Genomic DNA, 25,311 nt, shown 5'->3' on the forward strand with positions numbered 1-25,311 from the left:
TCGGACACGTCGGACGGGAAACAAGCGCGTCCAAGCTAACCGGCCAGCAAACTCTTCCCGGTCATCTCCGGCGGCTGCGGCAGCCCGAGCAGCTCCAGCATGGTGGGGGCCAAGTCGGCGAGGACACCGGTCCTCAGCTTGACACCCTTCCTGGTGTCGTCCACCAGCACCACCGGCGCCATGTCGCAGGTGTGCGCCGTGTGCGGTCCCCCCTGCTCGTCCTGCATCATCTCGGCGTTGCCGTGGTCGGCGGTGATGATGGTGATGCCGCCTTTCGCTCGTACCTTCTCCACCAGCTTGCCCACGCATTCGTCCACAGCCTCCACCGCCTTCACCGCGGCCGAGAAGATGCCGGTATGGCCGACCATGTCGGCATTGGCGAAGTTGAGGATGATGACGTCGTACCTGTCCTCGTCCAGCCGCTTCATGAGTTCCTCGGTGACCGGGTAGGCGCTCATCTCCGGCTTCTGGTCGTAGGTGGCGACCTCCTTGGGAGACGGGATCAGGGCGCGGTCTTCACCCGGGAACGCCTCCTCCCTGCCGCCGTTGAAGAAGAAGGTGACGTGGGCGTACTTCTCGGTCTCCGCTATCCTCAGCTGGGTGAGGCCCGCGTTGCTGATCACTTCGGGGAAGATGTTGACCAGGTCCTCGGGACCGAAGGCGATGGGAAGCCCGAAGGTTTCGTCGTAAGAGGTCATGCAGACGTAGGAGGCAAGCTTGGGCCAGATCTCGCGCGGGAAGCCGTTGAACTGCGGATCGGTGAAGGCGCGGGTGATCTCGCGGGCACGGTCGGAGCGGAAGTTGAAGAAGATGAAGCCGTCGCCGTCAGAGACTCGACCCACCGGGACACCCCCGGCCATGATCACGCTCGGCAGGACAAATTCATCGGTCACACCGTCGGCATAGCTCTGCTTGATGGCGGCTTCCGAGCTCGCGAAGGGGTTCCCTTCGCCCAGAACCATGGCGCGGTAGGCCTTTTCTACGCGGTCCCAACGGTTGTCGCGGTCCATGGCGTAGTAGCGGCCGATCACCGTGGCGATCTTGCCGAAGCCGAGCCGGGCGATTTCACCTTCCAGGCGCTCAAGGTAGTCGGCGCCGCTCTGCGGCGGGGTGTCGCGGCCGTCCATGAGGCAGTGCACGAACACCTCTGAAACTCCCTCCCGCTTGGCCATCTCGATCAGCGCGTAGAGGTGGGTATCGTGTGAGTGGACGCCGCCGTCGGAGAGAAGACCTGCCAGGTGCAGCCTGCCGCTTCCCGCCTTCGCCTTGGCCATGCAGTCGAGCAGCGCGGTATTGGTGAAGAAATCGCCGTCATCGATCGACTTGCTGATCCTGGTCAGGTCCTGGTAGACCACGCGACCGGCGCCTATGTTGGTGTGACCAACCTCGGAGTTGCCCATCTGGCCGGAGGGAAGGCCGACCGCGAGGCCGGAGCCGTCGATCTGGCCGGAGGGGTACTCGGCGGAGAGCCGGTTCATGTTGGGCGTCTTTGCCTGGGCGACGGCGTTGGCTTCCTGTTCGGGGTTGATCCCCCAGCCATCGAGGATCATCAAGAGCAGAGGCTTTTTAGGCATGGCATTTCTCCCTCATTAGAGTTATTAGATCCAATTAAAAAAGGTGAAGCAGAACGTCTTCACCTTTAAAAAAAGCAGTTACCCTTACTCATGATGATACGGCTCACCATTAATGATGGTGAAGCCGCGGTAGATCTGCTCCAGCAGGAAGACCCTCACCATCTGGTGGGTGAGCGTCATTCGGGAGAGCGATACGGTCTTGAAAGCCTGGGCCCGGAAACTGTCGGTGAAGCCGTAGGCCCCGCCGATGGCGAAGACCAGGTCCTGGGTCCCCTGGTCGCGGTTTTTGGACAGGAAGGAGGCGAGTTCCGGGGAGCTCATCTGCTCCCCTCTCTCGTCCAGGAGCACCAGCTTCCCCCCCTTGGGGATCAGCTTCGCGAGGCGCTCGCATTCCCGCTCCCGCATGGTGGCGGCCTGCGCCCCCTTTTCCTCGCGGGCCTCGAGGATCTCCAGCGGTGCGTACCGCCTCACTCTCCCCGCGTACTCTTCGATGCCGGTGCGGACCCAGCTCTCCTGGGTCTTGCCGACCCAAAGGAGCTTCAGTCTCATTTCTCTTTATGCTCCCAGAGGTATTCCTCGGGGATCTCGATCTGGGGAGCCCGGCTCCAGAGCTCGTCCAGGTTGTAGATCTTGCGCACCTCCTCCTGGAACAGGTGCACGATCACGTCGCCGAAGTCGACCACGACCCAGCGCCCCTCGTCGTACCCCTCGGTGTCGATGGCCATGTCGATCGGCTTGAGCCCCTGCTTGACCGAGTCGGCCATGGCCTGCACCTGGCGATCGGAGCGCCCGGTGGCGAGCACCAGGTAGTCGGCGATGCTGGAGATGTTCTTGATTTCGAGCACCTTGACGTCGAGCGCCTTCTTGTCCAGGGCGAAAGCCGCACACTTCACGGCGCGTTCAACGGCCGGTATCATTACTTCTTTATCTTGCATCAACGTATAACCCTTGTTCCTTTATGTAGTGTTCGACGGCCTCGGGAAGGAGATACCTGATCGAACGGCCGGCTTTAACCAGCTGCCGGATATGGCTTGACGAGATATCGAGCAGCACCCCGTCCAGCGCGTAGACACAGTGGCCCGAACTGTGGTTCAGGCGTTTAGCCGCCGAATCATAGCAGAACTCCCCACTTATGGCAACAGGGAGGGCCTGGGCGAGACTGGCGATGGTGGAACCGGGACGCTGCACGCTGACGATGTTGCACAGGGTGAAGATGGCCTCGTACTGGTGCCAGGTGGAGATGTCGTTGAACGAGTCGGCCCCCACGATGAAGAAGAGCTCGTCCTCCGGACGCTCGGCATGCAACTGGCGCAGCGTATCCACCGAGTAGGAGCGTCCTCCGCGCACCGCCTCCATGTCCGAGACCTCGAAGCAGGGGTTTCCGGCGACCGCCAGACGCACCATCTCCAGGCGGCTGGCGAAGGAGAGCTCCCCCACCTGCGGCTTGTGCGGCGGCGTGGCAGCCGGGATGAAGACGACCCGGTCCAGTTGGAACAGGTCGCGCGCCTCCTCGGCGATGCGCAGGTGCGCGTTATGGATGGGGTTGAAGGTCCCCCCCAGAATCCCCGTTTTCATTATTGTCCCGGCTCCGGTGTGAACGAAGACCAAATCCTTAACGCAAAGTCGCCCAGGCGCAGAGGCGCAAGGATTTAAAGATAACTTCCTTTGGTTCTCTTTGCGCCGTCGCGGGTTTGCGACTTTGCGTCGAACGCTTTTAAGGCCTTACCTGTCCCGACCCGTACACGATGAACTTGGTCGTGGTGAGGTCGGTGAGCCCCATCGGGCCGAAGGAGTGCAGCTTGGTGGTCGAGATGCCGATCTCGGCGCCCAGCCCCAGCTGGTTGCCGTCCGAGAACCGGGTCGACGCGTTCACCATGACCACGCCGGAGTTCACCTCGCGGATGAAGCGCTGCGCGTTGCCGTAGTCGCCGGTGATGATCGACTCGGTGTGCAGCGAGCAGTAGCGGTTGATATGGTCGATGGCGGCATCCAGCCCGTCCACCACGCGTGCGGCGAGGATAAGCTCCAGGTATTCCGCGTACCAGTCGTCCTCGGTGGCGGGCGCTGCCTGCGGGGCGAAGCGGCGGAAGGTCTCGTCGCCGCGCAGCTCCACCTTCTGAGCGACGAGCGCCTGGTAGATGAAGGGGACGAAGCTCTCCGCGATGTCCTTGTGGATCAGCAGCGTCTCCAGGGCGTTGCAGACGCCGGGGCGCTGCACCTTGGCGTTGATGATGATCTCGCGCGCCATCTCGAAGTCGGCGGAGACGTCCACGAAGATGTGGCAGACCCCCTTGTAGTGCTTGATGACCGGGATCTTCGAGTTCTCCACCACGAAGCGGATCAGGCTCTCGCCCCCCCTGGGGATGATCACGTCGATGAACTCTTCCTGCTTGAGCATCTCGGTGACCCCCTCGCGTTCGGTGAACGGGATCAGGGAGAGTGCCGCAGCCGGGATGTTGCGCTTGGCCAGTTCGTCCTTGAGGACGGTGGCAATGGCCAGGTTGGAGTGGATCGCCTCGGAGCCGCCGCGCAGCACCACGGCGTTGCCGCTCTTCAGGCAGAGTACGGCAGCGTCGGAAGTGACGTTGGGGCGGGACTCGTAGATGATGCCGATGACGCCCAGCGGGATGCGCATCTTGCCGACCATGAGGTCATTGGGGCGCTTCCACATGCCGGTCACCTCGCCCACCGGGTCGGGGAGCGCGGCGACCTCGCGGATGGCGTCGGCCATACCCTTGATGCGCGCCTCGTTCAGCATGAGGCGGTCCAGCATCGCCGAGGAAAGCCCCCGCTCCTTGCCGGCCTCCAGGTCCTTCTTGTTCTCTGCGATGATCTCCTCGGCGTTGTTGACCAGCCCCTGCGCCATGTCCAGCAGAAGCTCGTTCTTGACGGCGGAGGAGAGTTTCGCCATTGCGAAGGAAGCCTGCCGGGCCTCGGCAGCTATGGTGCGGATCTGTTCGGCAACTGACATGTGTACCTCCGTAAAACCCCTAAGGCAATTAACAGGGATAAAAGGGATAAAAGGGATAAAGCGGCAAGACGACTGAGAACCCGTAATTCATTCTTTGGGTTTTATCCCCTGTATCCCTTTTATCCCTGTTAAACGTGTTTTTATAACAGAACGAGATTATCCCGGTGAATGACGTCGTCACCGTAGCGGAAACCGAGGATCTGCTCGATCTCGGCACTCTTGTGGCGGCTGATCTTCTCGATCTCCTGGCTGGAGTAGTCCACTATGCCACGCGCGAACTCGACCCCCTCCGGGTCCACGACCCTGACGCAGGCCCCGCGGTCGAAACGCCCCTCCACCTTGGCGATCCCCGAGGGGAGCAGGCTCTTGCCATGGGTGGCAAGCGCGCCGCGCGCGCCGGCGTCCACCACGAGGCTCCCCGCGGGCTTTATGGTGAAAGCGATCCAGTGCTTGCGCCGGTTCAGCGACTCTCCGGCCGGCAGGAACAGGGTCCCGAGCAGTTCCCCGTTCATGACCCGGGCGAGGTTCCCCTCCCCTTTGCCGGCGAAGATGATCGCGGCGACGCCGGACTTGACCACCTTCTTGGCCGCGGCAAGCTTGGTCGCCATGCCGCCGGTGCCGACGTTGGTTCCGCTCCCCCCGGCGCCGCGCTCCATCTCGCGGGTCACCGCGCCCACCTGGTGGATCAGGGTGGCACCCGGGTCGGTGCGCGGGTCGGCGGTGTAGAGGCCGTCGATGTCGGTCATGATCAGCAGCAACTGCGCCTCGACCAGGTTGGTGACCAGGGCGGAAAGGTTGTCGTTGTCCCCGAACTTCAGCTCGTCGACCACGACGGTGTCGTTCTCGTTGATGACCGGGACGATGCCGCAGGAGAGCAGCGTGTCGAGCGTGCCGCGGGCGTTCTGGAAACGGCGCCGGTTGGCGAGGTCGTCGCGGGTCAGGAGGATCTGGGCCACCTTGAGATCGTAGTCGGAGAATGCTTCCTCGTAGGCCCGCATCAGGCGCGACTGGCCGATCGCGGCGGCCGCCTGCTTCTGCGGCAGGGTCCGCGGCCGGTCCGGCAGGCCGAGCGCCTGGCGACCGGCAGCCACGGCCCCGGAGGAGACCACGACCACCTCGACCCCCTTCGCGCGCAGCCCGGCGATCTGCGAGGCGAGCCCGTCCAGGAAAGCCGGGTCGATGCCGTTATCCTCACAGGTCAGGACGCCGGAGCCGATCTTCACCACGATTCTCTTTACCTTCTTGAGCAGTTCTTTACGCATGCCGCATTCCGCCGATAATGTTTAGTAAAGGCAAGGATACTAACACGTTTCCCTACCCGTGGCAATTTTCTTAAGAACCGGGAGGGCTCAAACTCATTGACAAAGCCGGGTGTGGACTTTAGACTGAGCCCCTATTTCGAGGTGACTGTTGCTGAACAAAGAGCACTGGAAAAAAAGAATCTACAGCATCCTGTCGCTGGACAGCCATCCAGGGCACATCGCCGCCGGATTCGCAGTCGGCGTCTTCATAAGCTTCACCCCGTTCTTCGGCCTCCACACTCCCCTCGCCATCGCAGCAGCTTTTCTCCTGAGACTCAACAAACTGACCTGCATCACCGGGGCCTGGGTCAACACCCCGATCACCGTGGTCCCCATCCTCGGGGTGAGCTACAAGCTCGGCGCCTTCTTGCGTGGACGCCCCATCAAGGACCTCCCCATCTCGGGCGGGCTTGAGTGGCACAACCTGGAGCGCTACGCCAAGTCCCTGATCCTCGGCTCCTCGATCCTCGGTTTCTTCGCCGCTATCATCGCCTACTTCCTCTGCTACTACCTCGTCGTCCGCTTCCGCGCCAAGGACGCCGCCCAGGCCGAGCTCGCCAAGGAGATGACCGAGGTGGGCGAAGAGCTGGAGTAGCCCCCCCAAAAAAAATCGGGAGCAGTCCGCAGACCGCCCCCGACCTCTCTTCACGATGTCTCCCCCCCGGTTATTTGCCCAGGAATGGCGACAACACCATGTAGCTCACAAAACCTACGAAGCCCGATGCCGGGATGGTGATCACCCATGCGGTGACGATGCGGTAGGCGACGCCCCAGTTTACCGCCGAGATCCTCTTGGTCAGGCCGACCCCGAGGATGGCAGAGGTGATCACGTGGGTGGTGCTGGTGGGAAGACCCATAGCCGAAGCGCCCAGGATGACGCCGGCCGATGCGGTCTCAACGCAGAAGCCGTGTACCGGCTGCAGTTTCACGAAGTCATGGCCGACCGTCTTGATGATCCTCCAGCCGCCGGCGGCGGTGCCAAGCCCCATGGCGATGGCGCAGGACATCTTGACCCAGTTGGGAACCTCGAAGGTGGCGAGGGAGCCGTAGCTGACCAGCGCCATGGTGATGACACCCATCGACTTCTGGGCATCAGCCGTGCCGTGGGAGAAAGCCATGACCGCGGCGGAAAGGATCTGCAGCTTGCGGAACACCTTGTTCAGGTTGTAGGGCGCCTTGTTCCTGAAAGCCCACATCATGCCGACCATGAACATGAAGCCGAAGAAGGCCCCGACTATCGGAGAAACGACCAGCACGGTAATGATCTTCTTGAGACCGGCCCAGTGCAGCGCTCCGCTGCCGGCGTGGGCCACCACCGATCCCACCAGGCCGCCGATGATGGCGTGCGAGGAGGAAGAGGGAAGGCCGTAATACCAGGTGATCAGGTTCCAGATGATGGCGCCCAGGATACCGGCCAGCACCACCATCTGGGTGATGTTGTTGGCGTCGACGATCCCCTTGCCGATGGTCGCCGCGACCTTGGTCGAGATCATCGCGCCCAGGAAGTTCAGGCCGGCGGCCATGAAGATCGCCGTCCTGACGGTGAGCGCGCGGGTGGAGACGCAGGTGGCGATGGCGTTCGCGGTATCGTGGAAGCCGTTGATGTAGTCGAACAGCAGGGCCGCGCCGATGACGGCCACCAGCAGGACCAGTGTGACCTCAGGCATTTTTAACCACCACGCTTTCCAGGATGTTCGCGGCATCCTCGCACTTGTCGGTTGCGGTCTCCAGCGTCTCGTAGATCTCTTTCCACTTGATCAGCTGGATCGGGTCCTTCTCCTCGGCGAACAGACGGCTGATCGCCTCGCGGCAGACGCGGTCCGCCTCGTTCTCCAGGGCGTTCACCTCGATGCAGTAGGCGCTGATCGGCTCGAGCTTGCCACCCAGGACCGCGACGGTCTTGTCGATGGTCTGGCAGGATTTCAGGATCAGGAAGGCGAGTTCCTTCGATTCCGGCGTCGGCTTCTGCACGTTGTACATGACGAAGCGCTGCGCCGAGGCGTCGATCAGGTCGAGGATGTCGTCCAGCGCCGCGGAGAGGGCGTAGATGTCCTCGCGATCGAAAGGGGTGATGAAGCTCTTGTTCAGCTTCTTGATGATATCGTGGGTGATAGTGTCGCCCTTGTGCTCGACGTCCTTTATCTTGCGCTGGCTGGCCACAGGGTCGTCAAAGTTGTCCAGCATGTCCTTCAGGAGCTGGGCCCCCTCGATAATGTTGTGGGACATTTCCCTGAACATGGCGAAAAACTTTTCATCTTTTGGCATCAACCCAAACATTTAGTCCCTCCAAAGTCCCGGCCTTGAAGGCCGGTATCTAGTTGCAAACTGGGGAGATATACCATATCCCGGGCAAATATAAAACAATGAAATACGTAATGCGGTTAAACTAATTAGGGGGATGATGTTTACCTTGCCATCCCGTTTCCGCTCTGGCGAATCCGCCTCCCTTGTGTATTATTTACCTTTAACTTTTTTGGCCCAATGACCCCCACCACCGGGAGCGGCTCATGAGCGGCGGAATCAAGTGCTGGCCGGAAGCGGAACGTCCGCGCGAGAAGCTGATGCAACGAGGCGCCTCGGCGCTCTCCGAGGCGGAGCTGCTGGCGCTCATCCTGGGCAGCGGCAATGCGGCCAGCGGCCGCAGCGCCTTGGACCTCGGCCGGGAGCTGATGCTCCAGTTCAAGTCGTTGCGCGCCCTCGCCGACGCCTCGTACCGGGAGATCCAGCAGGTGAAGGGGATCGGCCCGGCGAAGGCGACCTGCATCCTGGCCGCGCTCGATCTGTCCCGGCGCATCCGGGAGAAGGAGGGGCGCCCCATCGAGTCCTTCGAGCGCTTCACCTCCGCCTCCCAGGTGTTCGAGCATTTGAACCACGAGTTCAGGGACCGGCACACCGAGCAGTTCATGGCCCTGCTTTTGGACGGCAAGAACCGGATCATCACCCGCGCCCTCATCTCCGAGGGGTCGCTGAACCAGAGCATCGTGCATCCACGGGAGGTCTTCAACGCCGCGGTGCGCCAGTCCGCTGCGGCCATGATCCTCTTGCACAACCACCCCACCGGCGACCCGGCTCCCAGCCCGGAGGACCTCGAGGTGACGCGCCGGCTCCGCGACGCCGGGCAGCTCATGGGAATCAGGGTGCTGGACCACATCATCATCGGCGAGAACGAATTTTACAGTTTCGCGGACCACGGTCAGCTCTAACTGCCGCCGGAGGAGCCGTGAAAGCGACCGACCGTCGCCCACAGCGCCCGCTTACCTGCTCGACGCCGTACCGGAAGCGGCGCTGATTGCCTGGCGGGCTGCCGCGTTACCGCTTGAAGACTTCACCTTTACCCCCCGCCCGGATCAACCGGTGAAACACCGCCCGGCGGAACAGGAGAGCCAGATGCGCAAAACCATCGTGAAGAGCCAGGCTCAGCACTCCCATGAAAGCATCGCGGAGTGGTTGGACCTCGACAGCATCGCCCACGTGGAACTGACCTCGGAAGATCCTTCTCAGCCGATCGAGTCGGCCCTGCAGCCGGTGGGCGCACCGGGATGGCGCGCGGCGGAGCCGGGTCCACAGTTGATCCGTCTGCTGTTCGACGCTCCGCAGGACGTGAAGCGGATCTACCTCTTGATCAACGAGGTGGAAGTGGCAAGGACCCAGGAGTTCGTGCTGCGCTACGCTCAGCACCATGGCCGCAGCTTCCGGGAAATCGTGCGCCAGCAGTTCACCTTCGCCCCCCCCGGCACCACCACCGAGCAGGAGGAGTACCGGGTGGACCTGGACGGGGTGACCGCGCTGGAACTCGAGATCATGCCGGATGTCTCCGGGTCGGCGGCAAAGGCGTCCCTGGGGAGACTGCTCCTCGCCTGAGACGGGACGCGGACAAAAAAAAGCGCCGAGTGGAAAAGGAGGGCTCCATCATCGGCGCAAAAGTTGGGTTTTTTCGGCTAAGCGGCATTTGTCGTGCCGCTTTGTCTTTATCTATTACAAAAGCGGTGCCAAAACCGACTTCATGCCGAAAAACATGCAACTAGCCGTTTCCACTAGCCTTTAATGAAACCCTCTCGCCCAGGTGGAAACGGGCCTCGTATCCAGCGGTTGAACAGGTCCAAGAACTACACGGCATCTTTCCGGACAGAACCAAGTAATTTCGGCCGCTTTCACGATTTGAACAGCAGTTCAACTTTTGCACAGCTGTCAAAAAACCCGAAGGGAGGCGTCACCGCTTCCACATCTTAGGTGCTGCCACGACAGAAAAAAGGCCACGGCGCTTCCGCCGTGGCCTCTCCTTCCAGCCATTTCTCCCGGCTACTTCTGCACCCACCGGTCGTTTTGCAACTGCATCCACCACCCCGGCTGCGCCGCTTCCCTCTTGGTGTCGGCATAGGTGGCCGCCGCTTTCACCATGACCAGGTTGAGCGCCTCCTTGCTCTCCTTTTGCTTCTGCAGCTTCAGAATCGCCTTCGCCATGCTGAGCACCACCGTCTTGCGGCTCTGGTTCTCGGCGGCCAGCAGGGCTTCATCCTGCGGTCCGAGTTTCCCCTTGGCAGAGGGAGGCACTACCACCAGCCCCTGTTTCGACAGCCCTACCGCCCCGCTGGCGAAAAGGGCGTTCAGCCTCGGAAGCCGCTTGCTCATGTCGTCGTAGGCCTTCAGGACCTCCGGCATGCTGGAAAGCTCGACCGCCAGGGCCTCCGCATCGGCATCGGTATCCGCAGCGTACGCGGTGGCGACCAGGGAGAGGTCGGGCAGTTTGTCAAAAAGCCGACTCTGCGGTTTGTCCTGAGGCGCGGCCGGCGGCAGGCCCGGCGGAGGAGTCGGGCTGGCCGGCTTTTCGCCGCTTTTCAAGAGCATGTCGTCCAGCGACTTGTAGGCCTCCTTGGCAGCCTTCTCGGGGAAGTAGACGTTGACCGTGATCACCGCGCAGGCGGCGAGGGAGACACAGGCAAGGGCCAGCAGCAACTTGATCAGTTTTCGTTTCATGGGACACCCCCGTTGGATTCGTTGGTCTGCTCCACGCATGGCACTTCACGAATATAGCACAGCAGGATCACTCTTCCCACTTGAACTCGGGCACCACCTCCGGTTTTGCCGGCGCCTTCTCCTGGGACGGCGCACCCGCCGCGGGCTTGCCACGCACAGCTGCCTCCTTGATCGACTCCAGGAGATGGTCGAGGGCTATGCGGTTTTGCGTCGGGGCGATGTTCACGTTCAGGTCCTTCACCCCGAAGAAGTTGGTATTGACGATCTTCAGGGTGTTGAAGGTCAGGTCCCCCTCCTGCAGGGTCGCCTTGATCTCCGCCTCGTCGTAGTCGCGATCCCGCCCGAGGAAAAAGCCGCTCAACTTCTGCTTGGCCAGGCGCTGCAGAAATTCCTTGCTGACCAGCATCTTCTCGCCTCCACCCTCGCGTGCCCAGAGGTCGACGAACCCGGTCGTCCCCGCGACGCCGCCTCCCACGCCCCTGAAGCTGATCACGCCATCCACCCGCCCAGAGATGTACCCCTGGAGGCTGGGGATGCTGCGGCAAAGCTGCTTCAGGCTCAGCCCGTTCACCAGCAGATCGGCACGGTAGGTCGGTTTCTCCCTGACGGCCAGGTACCCGGTCCCGACGATGGCTCCGTCATAAAGGGTGGTGCGCAACGGGGCGATCTCCATGAGCCCCTGTGAGGCGCGCAGTTGGACGGTGAGTCTCCCCAGTTCCAGGGTGCCGAAAACGGTTCTTGCCACCGCCAGCTGCTCACCAGCCGCCGGGAGGGTGCGCAGTTGGCCGAGCACGCGCGGATAGTTCGCCCTGCTGAAATCCCTGGTTTCCTTGGGCTGCGGGGTGCTCTTCCCGGAGAGGTCCAGGGAAACGGGTATCCTGCCGTCGATGCCGGTCACGGCCAGCTTCTGGGGCGCCGATTCGATACTGCCCCCATGTATATCGATCCCCCCTTCCAGGAGTTGCCGACCATCCCGAAACTCCAGCTTTCCGTTTGCAGAGAGCACCCCTTTGAGCGCCGCCTCCTGGAGCGCCGTGGGCATCAGGTTCACGATGGCGTCAGCCAGGACATCGGCGGGGGTGTCGGGGAGCGAAAAGCTGATGGTGCCGCGACGCTTGGGCGAGAAGGCGTCGGCCACCTGCCCCCGCGCCCGCAGCGCGACTCCTTTTCCCGGTGAGAACAGCCCTTCGCCGACGGAAAGGCCCCCTGCCGCATAGCTCCCGGAGAGGAACAGGGAGGCTCCGGAGAGTGCGCTCCTCCCGTTTTTGGCGAGGGCCAGCCCGCGCCCCTTGGTCTCGAAGCGGCACTCCACCCCCCCCTTCCCCGAGTAGGTCCCGGAGCTCCGCAGGTCCAAGTGCCCGTCGGTGGGGCGGATGGTGGCGGTTTTGGGAAGGAAGGAAGCCATCTGGGCCGCATCACCATCCTGCAGCGCGACCTTGAAAGCGACGCTTGCCCCGGGAGCAAAGGGACGGAATGTGGCATCTGCGGACAGCTTCCCCCCCAGGAACCTCCCCTCCAGCTCCGCGCGGCCGCCCCCCTTGGTGAAGTTCGCCTGCAGCAGGGCAGCCCCGGCGGCGCGTCCCCTCATGGTGACGGCGCGGGAGGAAAGAGTCGCGGTCCCCTCCAGCCATTTTTCCGCTCCAGCCGTGACCACACTCCCCTGGGCCCGCCCCGACAGCCCCGAAAGTTCCAGGTCGCCCTGCCGTAACGCCCCCGCTTCGAGCTCCAGAACCAACGGAACGCGCCCGGCCCTGGTTCCGGGAGGTGGCAGGCGGCCCGCTATCCGGGTGGCGACCACCCTGGTCTCTCCCAGCCGTCCCTGTACCCCTTCCAGGCTGACCTTCTCATCCTCGACGCGGTAGCCGAAGCGGGCATCCCCGGCCCGGAAGCCGAGGGTCATCCCGGCCAAGCGGGCCTCGCCGGACGCGTGACGGTGGCCTCCCTGCTGCCGCAATTCCACGGTCACCATCCCCTCCTTGACGGCAACCGGCTCCTGGCCCCGCTTCCCCGCGACGTCGGCAAACGCGATCCGACCCGACAGCTTCAGGTCCTGCGCGCTCTTCCCGGTGAATTCCACGGTCCCCGATGCACTGCCGGAGCTGGCCTGCAGGTCGTGGCGTTTCAGGAACGGGTTGAGGGAGACGAGCTTCGCCCGGGACAGCATCAGCGAGGCCGTCAGCGGCTCCGGACGTCGCAGGTCGTAGGAGAGGTGGCCGTCCAGCGGAATCCCGAAGACCCGGGCGCTGAACCCGCCGCTTTGCGCCATCACCGGCTTCAAGTGCGAAGAAAGGGTGACGTCGAAGGGGAGACGGAGGGCCTCGACGACCGCCTTTCCCTCCCCTTGGGCGGCGGAAAGCATGCCGATGGCGGCAACGCCCGCGCCCTTCCTGGAGAGGGCTCCCTTCCCTGAGAGCCCTGCTATCAGCAGCTCCCCCTTCCGCGCCACCGACCCGTTCCGGAGCAGCAGGACCCCGGCGGCGCTTTCCAGGCCGCCCCTACCGGATCCCTCCAACCGCAGGGATTCGCAGCGCAATTCTCCCCCGAGCAACAGGCCGCGCCGGGACTCTTCGGTCAAAAGCACGTTCAGCAGGGCGAGGTCGACCCGGTCCACCCCAAAGAGCAGGGCAAAGCGCCGCTCTTGCCTCAACCCGCTCAGGCTGCCTTCCGCGTGCAGTTGCGCGACCTTGTCGATCTCCAGGGTCGCGTCGTTCAGGTCGGCCCGGTCCTGCGCGATACTGTAGGAGCCGTTGAACTGCAGCGTCCCCGCGATGGGGTAGCTTCCCTCGGCCACTGGCAGCAGCACATCCCTGAACCGGAAGGAACCCGAGCTGCGCAATTCCCCCTTGGCGAGCACTGCGTTCACCGTGAGGGATCCGCGCGCCTTTTCCAGCGGCCGCGGGTTCTTCAGTTTCAGCAGGGTTGCCACCCTCTGCAGCGAAAGGGTCGGCGCGCTGAGGGTGAGGTCCACTGCGGCCTGGGCACCCGGTCTCGCGGTCCCCTGCAACTGGTAGCGGTTGCGCGCCGCATCTTCGAAGACGAGCTCGACCTGGGCGTTCCGTGAGCCTCCGCTGGTCAGGTTGTAGAGCTTAAGGTCGAGGCCGCGCACCCCTTCTCCCTGGACCGTCAGCGCCCCGTTTTGTACCAGGAGCTTGACGATTACCGTTTCGGGAGCGGGCTTTTCGGGTTTCCTGGCGGCGAGCCTGCGTTGCAGGTCGCTGAAATTCCAGGCCCCGGCGCCGTTTTTCAGCAGGTTGACGCTGCCCTGTTCGATGGAGATGAGGTCGAAGCGTCGCTTTCCACGCAAAAGGCCGAGCCACTGCGGCTTCACGGCGGCCGACTCCGCTGCGATCAGGTCAGGACCGGCGAACCCTTTCGGGTTGTGCAGCCTGACCCCACGCAGCACGAGCGTGCCGCCCGAAAGGGAGACGCCCTGCACGGTGAATTCCTGCTGGAGCGACGAGGTGACATAACGGGAGAGCTGGCGTGCGGGGAGCGGCGTAGCGAGGTACAACTGCAGGAGCACGAAGACGAGCAGGCACACGCCGAAAAGGCCGGCGGCGACAAATGCCAGCATCCTGACCGGTCCCTCCGGGATTGAGTTTCTGTCGCCGACCACTTTCATCTGTCCCCTTCCTGTGCAGGTTGAACTTTACCGTGCTTCGCGGCGCTGGGCAAGAGAAGCGTCCGTCCGGGACCTCACCATGGGGAGGCCCGACCCGAAAACGCAAAAAGGGGCACCCAAGTCGGGTGCCCCTTTTCATGCCTGTCAGTATTGGGCCGGTGCTGAAACTAGGCCGGCAGTGCGGGAAGTTCCAGGCCGGCCATCTTCTGGACCATGCGCACGACCTGGCAGCTGTAGCCGAACTCGTTGTCGTACCAGACGTAGAGCACGCAGCGGTTCCCCTGGACGATGGTGGCCAGGGAGTCGACCACGCCGGCATGGCGCGAACCGACGAAGTCGCTGGAGACGACGTCCGGGGAGTTCGTGTAGTCGATCTGGTTTTGCAGCGGCGAATCGAGCGAGATGGCGCGCAGGTAGCTGTTCAGCGTGTCCACGTCGGTCTCGGTGTTGAGCTGCAGGTTCAGGATGGCCAGCGAGACGTTCGGGGTCGGCACGCGGATGGCGTTGCCGGTCAGCTTGCCGGTCAGCTCCGGAAGCACCTTGGCAACGGCCTTGGCGGCGCCGGTCTCGGTGATGACCATGTTCAGCGGGGCGCTCCGCCCGCGGCGATCGGCCTTGTGGTAGTTGTCGATCAGGTTCTGGTCGTTGGTGTAGGAGTGGCAGGTCTCGACGTGGCCGCTCACGATGCCGAACTTGTCGCTCACCGCTTTAAGCACCGGTACGATGGCGTTGGTGGTGCAGCTCGCGGCGGAGAAGATGGTCTCTTCCGGCACGATCAGCTCGTTGTTGATACCGGCAACGACGTTGGGGATGTCCCCCTTCCCCGGGGCGGTGAGGAGCACCTGGGAGACGCCCGGCGCCTTCAGGTGACGGCCGAGGCCCTCGCGGTCGCGCCACTTGCCGGTGTTGTCGAGGACGATGGCGTTGTGGATGCCGTACTGGGTGTAATCGACGTTCTCGGGGGCATCGGAGTAGATGATGCGGATCATGTTGCCGTTGGCGATGATCGCGTTCTCTTCCTCGTCGATGGTGATGATGCCGTTGAAGGGACCGTGCACGGAGTCGCGGCGCAGCAGGCTCGCCCTCTTCACCAGGTCATCCGGACCGGCCTTGCGCACCACGGCGGCGCGCAGGCGGAGCTTCTCGCCGCTGCCGGACTTCTCGACCAGGATGCGGGCGAGCAGACGGCCGATGCGGCCGAAACCGTAGAGCACGATGTCCTGCGGCTCGTCGAGCAGCGAGGTGCGGCCGGTGTTGACCGAGGCGAGCTCGCTGGCGACGAAATCGTCGATTGAGACCTTGTCCTGCACGGCCTGGTAACGGACCGCGAGCCGGCCGAGGTCGATGCGAGCCGGCGCCAGGTCCAGCTTGGCCAGCGCTTCAAGGACCGGGAACGTCTCCTGGACGGTCAGTTCGCCGTCAAGGATCAGACGAGCGAAACGATGCGCCTTGAGGATCTCGATGGTCGGGCTGTTTACCAGGGAGCGACCGTACACCGTGGTGACAATGTTGTTGTCGCGGTAAAGATGGCCGATGATCGGGAGCATGCGCTCGGCAAGCTCCTCATGGCCCTGCCATTCCTTCAAATAAGCTTCCTGTTTCTCAATCTTCATAGTTCCGTCCCTTCGCAGAAAATAACGCCGGACGCTTCGAAGCGCCTCCGACGCAAAACTCAGGTACATGACGGCCGAAGCGCCACTGTCAACTGCACACCAAGGCATCGCCTAAGTACACCGAATCATTTCGCGGTTGACAGAACGACAGCAGCATGAGCGGCCAAAACGCCTGCATACTACAGTATTTTTGTGATGTAAACAATTGAAACTTCAAGGAGATCCATAAGTAATGTTTTTGTTAATTATCGCAGGTAAATCTTATCTCTCCCGGTTCGCCGTCGGCATGTCATATTGCCGCAACCTTTGCGCCGAACGCGCTTCTCGTGCTATCCTTGCCAGTCGCCGCAGCCGTTCACGGCGCGTCACACGCCTCACGTTCCGGCCGCGGCGGAAGCGCCGAACCGGCCTAAGGCGGCCAAATCTTTACGGGAACCGCTATGAGAACCATCGTACTTCTGATCCTTTCCAACGTTTTCATGACCTTCGCCTGGTACGCGCACCTGAAGGACCTGCGCAGTGCCCCGCTCTACGTCGCCATCCTGGCGAGTTGGGGTATCGCCCTGTTCGAGTACATGCTCCAGGTGCCGGCAAACCGGGCCGGGTTCGGAACCTTTAGCCTGGGACAATTAAAGATCATACAGGAAGTGATCACCCTTTCGGTCTTCGTCCCGTTCGCCGTGTTCTACATGGGACAGCCGCTAAAACTGGACTATCTGTGGGCCGGCATCTGCATGGCAGGGGCCGTCTTTTTCATCTTTCGCGGGTAAAACGGAGGAATACCGATGATCTGTGTAATCGCATCAATCAGGGTTCGTGAGGGGGCGCGGGACGCGTTTCTGGAAATCTTCAACGACAACATCCCGAGGGTTAAGGCTGAGCCTGGGTGCATCGAGTACTTCCCGGCCGTCGACGTCGACGCAGGGCTCCCGGTACAGCTCCAAGACGAGCTGGTGGTGACCATCGTGGAGAAGTGGCAGGGCGTCGACGCGCTGCACGAGCACCTCGCATCCCCGCACATGCTCGAGTACAAGGAGAAGGTGAAAGACCTGGTGACAGAGGTGTCGCTCAAGGTGCTGCAACCGGTTTAGAGCGGGAGGCAGGGTATGCCGGCAAAGACGAGAAGCGCGAAGGGGCGCGGGCTGCGCGTGGTGGCGGTCTTGGAGGCCCTCAAGGGGGCCGTGGTCTTGCTGGCGGGATGCGGCGTGCTGACACTCGTCCACAGGAATCTGCACGACATTGCGGTGCGGCTGGTGCTGGCCCTGCATATGAACCCGGCCCGCCACTATCCCAGCATATTCATCGACGCCGCCAACCGCGTCACCGACCTGCAGCTCTGGATGCTGGCGCTCTCCGCACTGGCCTACGCCTCGGTCCGACTGGTAGAGGGATACGGGCTGTGGCATGAGCGAAAATGGGCCGAGTGGTTCGGCTTCCTTTCCGGAGCGGTCTACCTCCCCGTCGAACTGTTCGAAATCTTTCGCAAGCCGGACTGGCCCCGCGTCGCCGTATTCCTCGTGAACGTCGGCGTGGTCGGTTACCTCGCCTCGGCCCTCAAGCGCTCCAGAAAGTCCCGCCGCTAACCCAGGTAAGGGGTCAAGACCTGCAGCGAGCTCTCCAGGTGCGCTCTGCTGTGGGACTCGATGGTGTAGGCGGCGTCGGGAGCGTATCTTTCCATTAGCCGGAAGAACAGCTCGAAGTCGATGGCGCCTTCTCCCGGGGGGGCATGGTCGTCTTTCGTGCCGCCGTTATCATGGATGTGCACCTCCTTGATCCAGGTCCCCAGCGCCTCGAACCACTTTTCCATCCCCACCCGCTTAAACAGGTTCCAGTGTCCCACGTCGAAACAGTGTCCGAACGAGGGTTCCTGCACCGCCTCGAACAGCGCCTTCAGGGTCGAAGGCTCCTCCTCGAAGATGTTCTCCACCGCGACCACCGTGCCGATCTCTTTGGTCCGCTGCAAAACCTCCCGCCAGGCGGCTACGCTCAACTCGAGCCACTGCCCCTGCGCCTCGCCGTAGCGCCAGCGGTCGAAGCCGGGGTGAAACACCATGACCTCGGGGCGGAGCAGTTCGGCGGCGTCGAGCACCTGCCGGAAACGGTGCATGGTGGCGTCCCGCAGCATCCGCTCCAGCGAGCCGGGGTTCAGGTCCATGAACGGCGCGTGGATGGTGCAGGAAAGCCCCTCCCCCGCGAGCACCTGCGCCGTCTCGGCGAGTTGCGCCGGGGCCGCGGCGTCGAGCGCGTCGGCGGAGAGGTATATCTCGGGGCTCAGTCTGCGCTCCAGGATGAAGGGGAGATGCGCCCCGATCTGGGGGTAGGGGACGTGGACGAAGACTCTTTTACTCATCTTTTTTCCTGTGCTTTTTGATCAGTTCCTCGGCGCAGCTGTCGCAGCGGACCAGCTGGTCCAGCTTCTCGATCGCCGCCGGTTCTCCCAGCACGATCAGCGTGTCGTGCGCCTCGATCTTCGTGTGGGACTCCGGGTTGAAAACCATCTTGCCGGTCTGCTTCTTGACCCCCACGATGATAACGCCGGTCTCCTTGCGGAAGCCGGAACTGGCCAGCGTCTCCGCGATGAAGCCGGAATGCGCGGGAATCAGGATCTCCTCCATCTGCAGCTCCATGTGCTCGCGCCCGGTGGCAATCTCGATGAAGTCGACCACCGTGGGGCGCAGGATCGCCTGTGCCATCCTGGAACCGCCGATCAGGTAGGGCGAAACGACCTTGTTGGCGCCGGCCCGCTTCAGCTTCAGCTCGCTCCCCTCTTCCCCGGCGCGCGCCAGGATGAAGAGGTCGGGGTTGAGCCCCCGCGCCGTAAGGGTGATGTAGACGTTCTCGGTATCCGAGGTGACCACCGAGATGAGTCCCTTAGCCCTCTTGATCCCGGCCCTAAGGAGCACGTCGTCCACGGTCGCGTCCCCCGGCAGGAACAGGTACCCGTGGCCGTCCTGTTCCATCTGGGCGATCATCTCGACGTCCTTCTCCACCACCACGAAGGGAAGCGGCTTGGCTGCGAACTCCTTGCAGATCAGCGAGCCGATGCGCCCGAAACCGCAGATGATGTAGTGCCCGTCCAGGGCGGCTATCGCCTTTTCCACCTTTTTCCTCCCGATGATGCGCTGGAACTGCCCCTCGAACATGATCTGGGCCAGGCTCCCCACGATGTAACCGATGACGCCGACACCGAAGAAGATCAGCATCATGGTGAAGACCTTGCCGACGTGGCTCAGGTCGTGGACCTCGCGAAAGCCGACGGTGCCCAGGGTGATCACCGTCATGTAGAGGGCGTCGAGCAGGCTCCACCCCTCCAGCGTCATGTAACCGCAGGTCCCCACCGTCAGCAGGAGCAGCAGCACACAAATTGAGATCTTGAAATGGCGTACCGGGTCCATAGGTAAACTCCCTCAGCGTCGCAACATACAGAGCGCGCTGGGAGATTTCAAGCTTTTTCATGTGCAACCCCACAAATTTCAAAAGGGAAGTTCTTGACAATCTTTGGATACTGTATACAATACGGCGATCATTGAAGGGGGCCGCATGAAGAAGAACGTTGAGAAGCACCTTACCCTTAGAGAACGGATACTTGAGACCATCCGTGACGCCATCATGTCGGGAGCCCTCAAGCCGGGAGAAAAGGTAGCCGAGCCTGAACTCGCAGCCCGTTTCGGCATCAGCCGCACCCCCATCCGCGAAGCGTTCCGCCAGTTGGAATCAGAAGGGTACCTCTCCGTCATACCGCGCAAGGGAGCGCTGGTCGCCAGCTTTTCCGCCAAAGACGTCGAGGAGTTCTACGCCATCAAGAGCATTCTCGAAGGTTACGCCGCCCGCAAGGCCTGCACCCTGCTCAGCACCAGGGAGATAAACAAGCTGGAAGCGATCAACGAGAAGTTGCGCGACATCGCGGCCGAAGGGGACGTGCGCCACTTCTTCAAGGTACACAACAGTTTCCACGACCTCTTCATCAAGGGAGCCGGCAACGACAAACTCCATGACATGATCGCGCAGCTGCTGAAGAAGTTCCAGCGGCTGCGCATGGCCTCGCTCATGAAGCCGGGTCGGATGCAGCTCTCGGTGGAGGAGCACGAGAAGATCATCGAGGCCTTCCGCAAACGCGATCCGGTTATGGCAGAGATGCTGGTCCAGAAAAATGCCGAGTACGGCGGCAAGGTCCTCATCGAGGAAGACGCCGCTGCCGCCGAGGCGTGGACCTGCAAAGGGCTCGATCTCTAAACTTTCCCCAGATTCCCCCCCGGCCGAGGCCGTCCGCCCCCGGGGGATTCGCTCCCTCCGTTTCGCCCTCCCCTCCTTTCGTCCCCGCACCCCCTCGTCCCTTAACCTGCCGGCACCTCGTCGCCCGTCACCCTGCAGCGGCGTCCTATGTGGTCAATCGTCAGCTGCCCATGGTCAATTGCCCGTTCCCCTTGTGGTTTTCCTTTGCCTCACGGCTCACTTTGCGCTAAATTAGCCCTTTGCCATTTCAATGAGAAGGGGGGCGCCGTGCAGCAGCTGAAAATGATCCCGAAAGTGGACCGGGTGCTGGAGTGGGAGGCGGTGCGGGGTCTTTTAGCCGGGCAGCCGCGGGAGCTTGTCCTCAAAGCGGTGCGGACCGTACTGGACAGGCTGCGCAGCGGGGCCCGCGCCGGCGGCCTGAGCGATGCGGCCTTCGCCGAGGCTGCGGTCTGCGCCGAGGTGGCGCGCGAACTGCGCCTGCTCACCCAACCGAGCCTGAAGCGGGTCATCAACGGCTCCGGCATCGTGATCCACACCAACCTCGGGCGTTCCATACTCCCCGAGGCGGCGCGCGATGCGCTGAACACGATCGCCTTTTCCTATTCAAATCTCGAATTCAACCTCGACGAGGGGGTACGCGGCAGCCGCTACAGCCACGTCGAGGCGCTCTTGTGCGAACTGACCGGTGCCGAGGCCGCCATAGTGGTGAACAACAACGCGGCGGCGGTGCTCCTCACCCTAAGCGCCATGGCAGCCGGGCGCGAAGCCGTGGTGTCGCGCGGGGAGCTCGTGGAAATCGGCGGCTCCTTCCGCATCCCCGAGGTCATGAAGCTCTCCGGCGTCACCCTGAGGGAAGTCGGCACCACCAACCGGACCCATCCCAAGGATTATCTCGGCGCGGTCAATGAAAACACCGCCGTGTTCCTCAAGGTGCACTGCAGCAACTTCGCCGTTCTCGGCTTCACCAAGGAGGTCACCGCCGAGGAGATGGTCGAGCTGGGGAAACAGGCGGGCGTTCCGGTGCTGGCCGACATGGGGAGCGGCAACCTGGTCGATCTCTCCAACCGGCTCCCCTGCCCCGAACCGACGGTACAGGATTTCGTCCGCGCCGGGGTCGACGTCATCACCTTCAGCGGCGACAAGCTCCTTGGGGGCCCCCAGGCCGGGATCATCGTAGGCAAGAAGCATTTCATCGAGTCGATGAAGAAGCACCAGCTGTTACGCGCGCTCAGGATGGACAAGCTGACCCTGGCGAGCCTGGAGGCGACGCTCGCCCTGTACCGCGATGAGATGGTGGCGCTCAAGGAAGTACCGACCCTGCGCATGCTGACCGCCACCCTCCCCGAGCTCACCGCTCGGGCCAGGAAGATCGCCGGCCGGCTGCGCCGCCGGACCCCCGACACCGTCAGCTTCAAGTTAAGCGAGGGGTTCTCGCAGGCCGGCGGAGGGACGCTGCCCCTGCTGAACCTCCCCACCATGCTGATCGAGGTCGCGGTCGGGGGGCTCACCCCGAACGACATCGAGGCAAGGCTGCGCGGGATGGAGATCCCTGTGATCGGGCGGATCAACAAGAACGCATTCCTGCTCGATCCGAGAACCCTGCAGGACGCCGACCTGGACGATCTGGCAACGGCGCTGAGCGCTCTCGCCGGCTGAGCATCGGCGTCCGGAATGAACTGGCCGCCTCGCTCCCCCTCCCTTGACGGGCCTGCGCGCCGAAGCGCTTCGGTCCGCGAAGGCGGGGGGGGGTGAAGCTGCCGTCTGGGCCGCCGGTGGCTGGCGCCCTCACCCCAAGCCCCTCTCCCGCAGGGGGGGGAGAGTCGGCACTTTGGTTATATTTAACTGGTTTTTTCACAGCCAAACTGTATAATTCGGCGATTTTCCCCTTATACGGGGCGCCAGCTCATTTAGAGGTGACTTTGGCCAGAACGTTCGCGCTCATCCCTGCCGCCGGCATGGGAAAGAGGATGGGGGCAGGCTCCAACAAGCAGTACCTGATGCTGGACGGCATGCCGATCCTCGCCCGCACCGTGCAGACATTCGAGGAAGCCGACTGTATCGATGCCATCTACCTGGTCTCCCCGGAGCAAGAGATCCCCTTCTGCCGCAGCGAGGTGGTGGAGCGCTACGGGTTCACCAAGGTCCGGGCCATCGTTCCCGGCGGCAGCGAACGGCAGCACTCGGTGTACAACGGGCTGCGCGCCCTTGAGGATATCGAGCCGGACGACCTGGTGCTGATCCACGACGGGGTTCGCCCTTTCGTCTCGGTGAGGATGCTGGAAGAAGCCTGCGCCGCCGCCAGGGAAGCGGGCGCATCGGTAGTCGCGGTACCGGTCAAGGACACGGTCAAGGTGGTCCGGGAAGGGGTGATTACCGAAACGCCCCCCCGCGAAACGCTCTGGCTAGCCCAGACTCCGCAGGCCTTCCGCTACGACCTGATCCGTGCCGCCCACGACGAGGCGGCCGCGGCAGGTTTCCTGGGAACCGACGACGCCTCCCTCATGGAGCGGCAGGGGAAACCGGTCCGGGTGGTACCAGGCGATTACCGCAACATCAAGATCACCACGCCCGAGGACATGATCCTCGCCGAGGCTTTTTTGAAGGAGATGAAGTGATATGATGCGCATCGGACACGGCTACGACGTACACAGACTGGTGGAGGGGCGCAAACTGATCCTGGGAGGGGTGGACGTCCCCTACGCGAAGGGGCTCCTCGGGCATTCCGACGCGGACGTGCTCTTGCACGCCATCTCCGACGCCATCCTGGGCGCCATCGGCGAGGGGGACATCGGCAAGCACTTCCCCGACACCGACCCCGCCTTCAAGGGGGCTGACAGCCGGAAACTGCTGCGCCACGTTATGGACCTCGCCGAGCGCAAGGGGTACCGGATCGGCAACGTCGACGCCACCATCGTGGCGCAGCGCCCCAAGCTCGCCCCCTTCATCCCGCAGATGAGGAGCAACATCGCCGCGACGCTCGGCACCGAGGAGGACCGCATCAACGTCAAGGCGACCACCACCGAGGAGCTCGGTTTCGCCGGCAGGGGCGAGGGGATCGCCGCCTACTCGGTCGCGCTTCTGGCAAAAGAAGGGTAAGGGTAAAACCTGGGCGAATGATTATTCGCCCCTTCAGTCACCCTGCAGCACCGTACCCCTGTAGGGGCGAATAATCATTCGCCCCCCGCAACCGCCCCACAAGGGGGGCTGCCATTTACCAATTACTCTACGCACGCCGACCCACCCCGGCGGCGGACAGGACATCCATATGACTACAGAAGAAACCCCGGTCGTCGAAAAGGCGGCCAACTTCATCCGGAACATCGTCACCGACGACCTGAAAAGCGGCAAGCACCAGACCATCGTCACCCGCTTTCCGCCTGAGCCCAACGGCTACCTGCACATCGGGCACGCCAAGTCGATCTGCCTCAACTTCGGCCTTGCCCGCGACTTCGCCGGCCGCTGCCATCTGCGCTTCGACGACACCAACCCGACCAAGGAGGACATCGAGTACGAGGACTCCATCAAGGAGAACGTGAAGTGGCTCGGCTTCGAGTGGGGCGAGCACATGTACTACGCCTCGGACTACTTCGAGAAGTTCTACCAGTACGCACAGGTTCTGATCGAGAAGGGACTCGCCTACGTCGACAGCAGCAGCGCCGATGAGATCCGCGCCATGCGCGGCACCCTCAACGAGCCGGGCAAGGAGAGCCCGTTCCGCGACCGCAGCGTCGCCGAGAACCTCGACCTCTTCGCCCGCATGCGTGCCGGCGAGTTCGAGGACGGCAGCCAGGTGCTCCGCCTAAAGATCGACATGACTTCCCCCAACATCAACCTGCGCGATCCGGTCATCTACCGCATCAAGAAGGTCGAGCACCACCGGACCGGCGACGCCTGGTGCATCTACCCGATGTACGACTACGCGCACTGCATCTCCGACGCCATCGAGGGGATCACCCACTCCATCTGCACCCTTGAGTTCGAGGACCACCGCCCGCTCTACGACTGGGTGCTGGACCAGCTTCCGGTCCCCTGCCACCCGCAGCAGATCGAGTTCGCCCGCCTGAACCTGAACTACACGGTGATGAGCAAGAGAAAGCTCCTCGAACTGGTCCAGGAGAAGCTGGTGGACGGCTGGGACGACCCGCGCATGCCGACCCTGGTCGGGATCCGGCGCCGCGGCTTCACCCCCGAGTCCATCCGGGCCTTCTGCGAGACCATCGGCGTTGGCAAGAGCGACAGCCTGATCGACATGAGCATTTTGGAAGACGCTGTGCGCGAGGACCTCAACGTGCGCGCCCCGCGCGCGATGTCGGTGCTGCGCCCCCTCAAGGTGGTGGTCGAGGGATACCCGGAGGGCCAGACCGAGGAGTTCGAGGCGGCCAACCACCCGAACGCCCCGGAGATGGGGAGCCGCATGGTCCCCTTCGGCAAGACGGTCTACATCGAGCGCGACGACTTCCAGGAGGAGCCGGCCAAGGGATTCTTCAGGATGGCCCCGGGCAAAGAGGTGCGCCTGCGCTACGCCTACATCGTGAAGTGCGAATCCGTTGTGAAGGACGAAAACGGCGAGATCGTCGAGGTGCGCTGCAGCTACGACCCGGAATCCCGCGGCGGCAGCGCCCCGGACGGCAGAAAGATCAAGGGCACCATCCACTGGGTGAGCGCCGAACACGCCGTCGAGGCGGAGGTACGCCTCTACGACCGCCTGTTCAGCACCCCGAACCCGGGCGGCAAGAACGAGCCGGACTACCGCACCTCGCTGAACCCGAACTCCATCGAGGTGCTCAAGGGGTGCAAGCTGGAGCCGTCCCTCGCCGCGGCGACCCTGGAGCAGCGTTTCCAGTTCGAGCGACTGGGCTACTTCTGCCTGGACAGCAAGGACTCGCATCCCGGCGCGTTGGTCTTCAACCGCACCGCCACCCTGCGCGACTCCTGGAATCAAGGCAAGAAGTAACGGCGTATCCCCCTCGCCCTTTGGGAAAGGGGCGGGGGGAGGGCACCTCAACAGGCAAGGTCGCACTCA

The 25,311-nt window shown here is 63.0% G+C and carries 24 protein-coding genes; 11 read left to right on the forward strand and 13 right to left on the reverse strand.

Annotated elements, in window-relative coordinates; translation table 11 throughout:
• Positions 1-35: 35 nt before the first annotated feature.
• From gpmI to proB, 6 genes are all read right to left on the reverse strand, one after another.
• Positions 36-1,574: a 2,3-bisphosphoglycerate-independent phosphoglycerate mutase gene (gpmI, locus tag KP003_RS18060; protein ID WP_216789502.1), complete on the reverse strand. Its 1,539-nt coding sequence runs from the start codon at positions 1,572-1,574 to the stop codon at positions 36-38.
• An 84-nt stretch (positions 1,575-1,658) separates the two neighbouring features.
• Positions 1,659-2,123, reverse strand: a complete 465-nt coding sequence (locus tag KP003_RS18065) for a 23S rRNA (pseudouridine(1915)-N(3))-methyltransferase RlmH (protein WP_216499778.1) — start codon at positions 2,121-2,123, stop codon at positions 1,659-1,661.
• Positions 2,120-2,509, reverse strand: coding sequence for a ribosome silencing factor (gene rsfS / locus KP003_RS18070; RefSeq protein ID WP_216499779.1), 390 nt, complete (start codon positions 2,507-2,509; stop codon positions 2,120-2,122). The genes KP003_RS18065 and rsfS overlap by 4 nt, the downstream gene beginning before the upstream one ends.
• Complete coding sequence (gene nadD, locus KP003_RS18075) at positions 2,499-3,149, reverse strand: nicotinate-nucleotide adenylyltransferase (RefSeq protein WP_216499780.1); 651 nt, start codon at positions 3,147-3,149, stop codon at positions 2,499-2,501. Before nadD ends, rsfS begins: the two co-directional genes overlap by 11 nt.
• 139 nt (positions 3,150-3,288) lie before the next feature.
• Complete coding sequence (locus KP003_RS18080) at positions 3,289-4,545, reverse strand: glutamate-5-semialdehyde dehydrogenase (protein ID WP_216789504.1); 1,257 nt, start codon at positions 4,543-4,545, stop codon at positions 3,289-3,291.
• Between the two features lie 140 nt (positions 4,546-4,685).
• The gene (proB, locus tag KP003_RS18085) at positions 4,686-5,807 is read right to left on the reverse strand and encodes a glutamate 5-kinase (protein ID WP_216499782.1); all 1,122 of its coding nucleotides are present in this window, start codon (positions 5,805-5,807) and stop codon (positions 4,686-4,688) included.
• Between the two features lie 148 nt (positions 5,808-5,955).
• Here proB and KP003_RS18090 point away from each other — a divergent pair, with 148 nt between their 5' ends.
• On the forward strand, positions 5,956-6,441 hold the full coding sequence (locus tag KP003_RS18090) for a DUF2062 domain-containing protein (protein ID WP_216499783.1): 486 nt from the start codon (positions 5,956-5,958) through the stop codon (positions 6,439-6,441).
• Between the two features lie 70 nt (positions 6,442-6,511).
• Here the strand turns inward: KP003_RS18090 and KP003_RS18095 are convergent, their stop codons facing one another.
• Positions 6,512-7,513, reverse strand: a complete 1,002-nt coding sequence (locus KP003_RS18095) for an inorganic phosphate transporter (protein WP_216499784.1) — start codon at positions 7,511-7,513, stop codon at positions 6,512-6,514.
• Entirely contained in the window at positions 7,506-8,123 is a 618-nt protein-coding gene (locus tag KP003_RS18100) for a DUF47 domain-containing protein (RefSeq protein ID WP_199390205.1), read from the reverse strand. Before KP003_RS18100 ends, KP003_RS18095 begins: the two co-directional genes overlap by 8 nt.
• A 230-nt stretch (positions 8,124-8,353) precedes the next feature.
• On the opposite strand from KP003_RS18100, the gene radC reads away from it, so the two are divergent.
• Both radC and KP003_RS18110 read left to right on the forward strand, forming a co-directional pair.
• Positions 8,354-9,049, forward strand: coding sequence for a RadC family protein (gene radC, locus KP003_RS18105; protein ID WP_217300066.1), 696 nt, complete (start codon positions 8,354-8,356; stop codon positions 9,047-9,049).
• A gap of 184 nt (positions 9,050-9,233) precedes the next feature.
• The gene (locus KP003_RS18110) at positions 9,234-9,707 is read left to right on the forward strand and encodes a hypothetical protein (RefSeq protein ID WP_216499786.1); all 474 of its coding nucleotides are present in this window, start codon (positions 9,234-9,236) and stop codon (positions 9,705-9,707) included.
• A 438-nt stretch (positions 9,708-10,145) separates the two neighbouring features.
• Here the strand turns inward: KP003_RS18110 and KP003_RS18115 are convergent, their stop codons facing one another.
• The 3 genes from KP003_RS18115 to KP003_RS18125 form a co-directional block, all read right to left on the reverse strand.
• Positions 10,146-10,820 carry a DUF1318 domain-containing protein gene (locus tag KP003_RS18115; protein WP_216499787.1) on the reverse strand — a complete coding sequence of 225 codons (675 nt, stop codon included), beginning with the start codon at positions 10,818-10,820 and terminating at the stop codon, positions 10,146-10,148.
• 67 nt (positions 10,821-10,887) lie between these two features.
• The gene (locus KP003_RS18120) at positions 10,888-14,442 is read right to left on the reverse strand and encodes a DUF748 domain-containing protein (protein ID WP_217300067.1); all 3,555 of its coding nucleotides are present in this window, start codon (positions 14,440-14,442) and stop codon (positions 10,888-10,890) included.
• 167 nt (positions 14,443-14,609) lie between these two features.
• Positions 14,610-16,055, reverse strand: a complete 1,446-nt coding sequence (locus KP003_RS18125) for a glyceraldehyde-3-phosphate dehydrogenase (protein ID WP_216499789.1) — start codon at positions 16,053-16,055, stop codon at positions 14,610-14,612.
• A 440-nt stretch (positions 16,056-16,495) separates the two neighbouring features.
• Here KP003_RS18125 and KP003_RS18130 point away from each other — a divergent pair, with 440 nt between their 5' ends.
• Genes KP003_RS18130 through KP003_RS18140 form a run of 3 tightly spaced genes read left to right on the forward strand, consistent with a single transcriptional unit; the run spans position 16,496 to position 17,638 of the window.
• A complete protein-coding gene (locus KP003_RS18130; protein WP_217300068.1) occupies positions 16,496-16,825 on the forward strand; it encodes a DMT family protein in 330 nt (109 codons plus the stop codon).
• 15 nt (positions 16,826-16,840) lie between these two features.
• Positions 16,841-17,146 (forward strand): putative quinol monooxygenase, encoded by a 306-nt coding sequence (locus tag KP003_RS18135; RefSeq protein ID WP_216789508.1) that lies wholly within the window; start codon positions 16,841-16,843, stop codon positions 17,144-17,146.
• 15 nt (positions 17,147-17,161) lie between these two features.
• Positions 17,162-17,638, forward strand: a complete 477-nt coding sequence (locus tag KP003_RS18140; protein ID WP_216499792.1) for a DUF2127 domain-containing protein — start codon at positions 17,162-17,164, stop codon at positions 17,636-17,638.
• Here KP003_RS18140 and KP003_RS18145 read toward each other — a convergent pair.
• On the reverse strand, positions 17,635-18,405 hold the full coding sequence (locus KP003_RS18145; protein WP_216499793.1) for a sugar phosphate isomerase/epimerase family protein: 771 nt from the start codon (positions 18,403-18,405) through the stop codon (positions 17,635-17,637). The genes KP003_RS18140 and KP003_RS18145 overlap by 4 nt on opposite strands.
• Positions 18,398-19,450, reverse strand: a complete 1,053-nt coding sequence (locus KP003_RS18150) for a potassium channel family protein (RefSeq protein WP_216499794.1) — start codon at positions 19,448-19,450, stop codon at positions 18,398-18,400. Before KP003_RS18150 ends, KP003_RS18145 begins: the two co-directional genes overlap by 8 nt.
• Positions 19,451-19,595: 145 nt before the next feature.
• On the opposite strand from KP003_RS18150, the gene KP003_RS18155 reads away from it, so the two are divergent.
• The 5 genes from KP003_RS18155 to KP003_RS18175 all read left to right on the forward strand — a co-directional run bounded on the left by KP003_RS18155 (position 19,596) and on the right by KP003_RS18175 (position 25,242).
• Positions 19,596-20,288 (forward strand): GntR family transcriptional regulator, encoded by a 693-nt coding sequence (locus KP003_RS18155; protein ID WP_216499795.1) that lies wholly within the window; start codon positions 19,596-19,598, stop codon positions 20,286-20,288.
• Positions 20,289-20,570: 282 nt separating this feature from the next.
• Positions 20,571-21,944, forward strand: coding sequence for an L-seryl-tRNA(Sec) selenium transferase (gene selA, locus KP003_RS18160; protein ID WP_217300719.1), 1,374 nt, complete (start codon positions 20,571-20,573; stop codon positions 21,942-21,944).
• A gap of 299 nt (positions 21,945-22,243) precedes the next feature.
• The gene (gene ispD / locus KP003_RS18165) at positions 22,244-22,903 is read left to right on the forward strand and encodes a 2-C-methyl-D-erythritol 4-phosphate cytidylyltransferase (protein ID WP_236026998.1); all 660 of its coding nucleotides are present in this window, start codon (positions 22,244-22,246) and stop codon (positions 22,901-22,903) included.
• A gap of 4 nt (positions 22,904-22,907) precedes the next feature.
• A complete protein-coding gene (ispF, locus tag KP003_RS18170; protein ID WP_217300720.1) occupies positions 22,908-23,384 on the forward strand; it encodes a 2-C-methyl-D-erythritol 2,4-cyclodiphosphate synthase in 477 nt (158 codons plus the stop codon).
• A gap of 169 nt (positions 23,385-23,553) precedes the next feature.
• Positions 23,554-25,242 (forward strand): glutamine--tRNA ligase/YqeY domain fusion protein, encoded by a 1,689-nt coding sequence (locus KP003_RS18175; protein ID WP_217300069.1) that lies wholly within the window; start codon positions 23,554-23,556, stop codon positions 25,240-25,242.
• Positions 25,243-25,311: the final 69 nt, after the last annotated feature.

Origin of the sequence: Geomonas diazotrophica, assembly GCF_019063885.1 — a bacterium.
GTDB classification, from domain to species: Bacteria; Desulfobacterota; Desulfuromonadia; order Geobacterales; family Geobacteraceae; genus Geomonas; species Geomonas diazotrophica.

Coding starts and splice junctions, on each gene's coding strand:
- gpmI (WP_216789502.1), bottom strand. CDS start 1,574: ATGCCTAAAAAGCCTCTGCTCTTGATGATCCTCGATGGCTGGGGGATC.
- KP003_RS18065 (WP_216499778.1), bottom strand. CDS start 2,123: ATGAGACTGAAGCTCCTTTGGGTCGGCAAGACCCAGGAGAGCTGGGTC.
- rsfS (WP_216499779.1), bottom strand. CDS start 2,509: ATGCAAGATAAAGAAGTAATGATACCGGCCGTTGAACGCGCCGTGAAG.
- nadD (WP_216499780.1), bottom strand. CDS start 3,149: ATGAAAACGGGGATTCTGGGGGGGACCTTCAACCCCATCCATAACGCG.
- KP003_RS18080 (WP_216789504.1), bottom strand. CDS start 4,545: ATGTCAGTTGCCGAACAGATCCGCACCATAGCTGCCGAGGCCCGGCAG.
- proB (WP_216499782.1), bottom strand. CDS start 5,807: ATGCGTAAAGAACTGCTCAAGAAGGTAAAGAGAATCGTGGTGAAGATC.
- KP003_RS18095 (WP_216499784.1), bottom strand. CDS start 7,513: ATGCCTGAGGTCACACTGGTCCTGCTGGTGGCCGTCATCGGCGCGGCC.
- KP003_RS18100 (WP_199390205.1), bottom strand. CDS start 8,123: ATGTTTGGGTTGATGCCAAAAGATGAAAAGTTTTTCGCCATGTTCAGG.
- radC (WP_217300066.1), top strand. CDS start 8,354: ATGAGCGGCGGAATCAAGTGCTGGCCGGAAGCGGAACGTCCGCGCGAG.
- KP003_RS18110 (WP_216499786.1), top strand. CDS start 9,234: ATGCGCAAAACCATCGTGAAGAGCCAGGCTCAGCACTCCCATGAAAGC.
- KP003_RS18115 (WP_216499787.1), bottom strand. CDS start 10,820: ATGAAACGAAAACTGATCAAGTTGCTGCTGGCCCTTGCCTGTGTCTCC.
- KP003_RS18120 (WP_217300067.1), bottom strand. CDS start 14,442: ATGAAAGTGGTCGGCGACAGAAACTCAATCCCGGAGGGACCGGTCAGG.
- KP003_RS18125 (WP_216499789.1), bottom strand. CDS start 16,055: ATGAAGATTGAGAAACAGGAAGCTTATTTGAAGGAATGGCAGGGCCAT.
- KP003_RS18130 (WP_217300068.1), top strand. CDS start 16,496: ATGAGAACCATCGTACTTCTGATCCTTTCCAACGTTTTCATGACCTTC.
- KP003_RS18135 (WP_216789508.1), top strand. CDS start 16,841: ATGATCTGTGTAATCGCATCAATCAGGGTTCGTGAGGGGGCGCGGGAC.
- KP003_RS18140 (WP_216499792.1), top strand. CDS start 17,162: ATGCCGGCAAAGACGAGAAGCGCGAAGGGGCGCGGGCTGCGCGTGGTG.
- KP003_RS18145 (WP_216499793.1), bottom strand. CDS start 18,405: ATGAGTAAAAGAGTCTTCGTCCACGTCCCCTACCCCCAGATCGGGGCG.
- KP003_RS18150 (WP_216499794.1), bottom strand. CDS start 19,450: ATGGACCCGGTACGCCATTTCAAGATCTCAATTTGTGTGCTGCTGCTC.
- KP003_RS18155 (WP_216499795.1), top strand. CDS start 19,596: ATGAAGAAGAACGTTGAGAAGCACCTTACCCTTAGAGAACGGATACTT.
- selA (WP_217300719.1), top strand. CDS start 20,571: ATGATCCCGAAAGTGGACCGGGTGCTGGAGTGGGAGGCGGTGCGGGGT.
- ispD (WP_236026998.1), top strand. CDS start 22,244: ATGGGAAAGAGGATGGGGGCAGGCTCCAACAAGCAGTACCTGATGCTG.
- ispF (WP_217300720.1), top strand. CDS start 22,908: ATGCGCATCGGACACGGCTACGACGTACACAGACTGGTGGAGGGGCGC.
- KP003_RS18175 (WP_217300069.1), top strand. CDS start 23,554: ATGACTACAGAAGAAACCCCGGTCGTCGAAAAGGCGGCCAACTTCATC.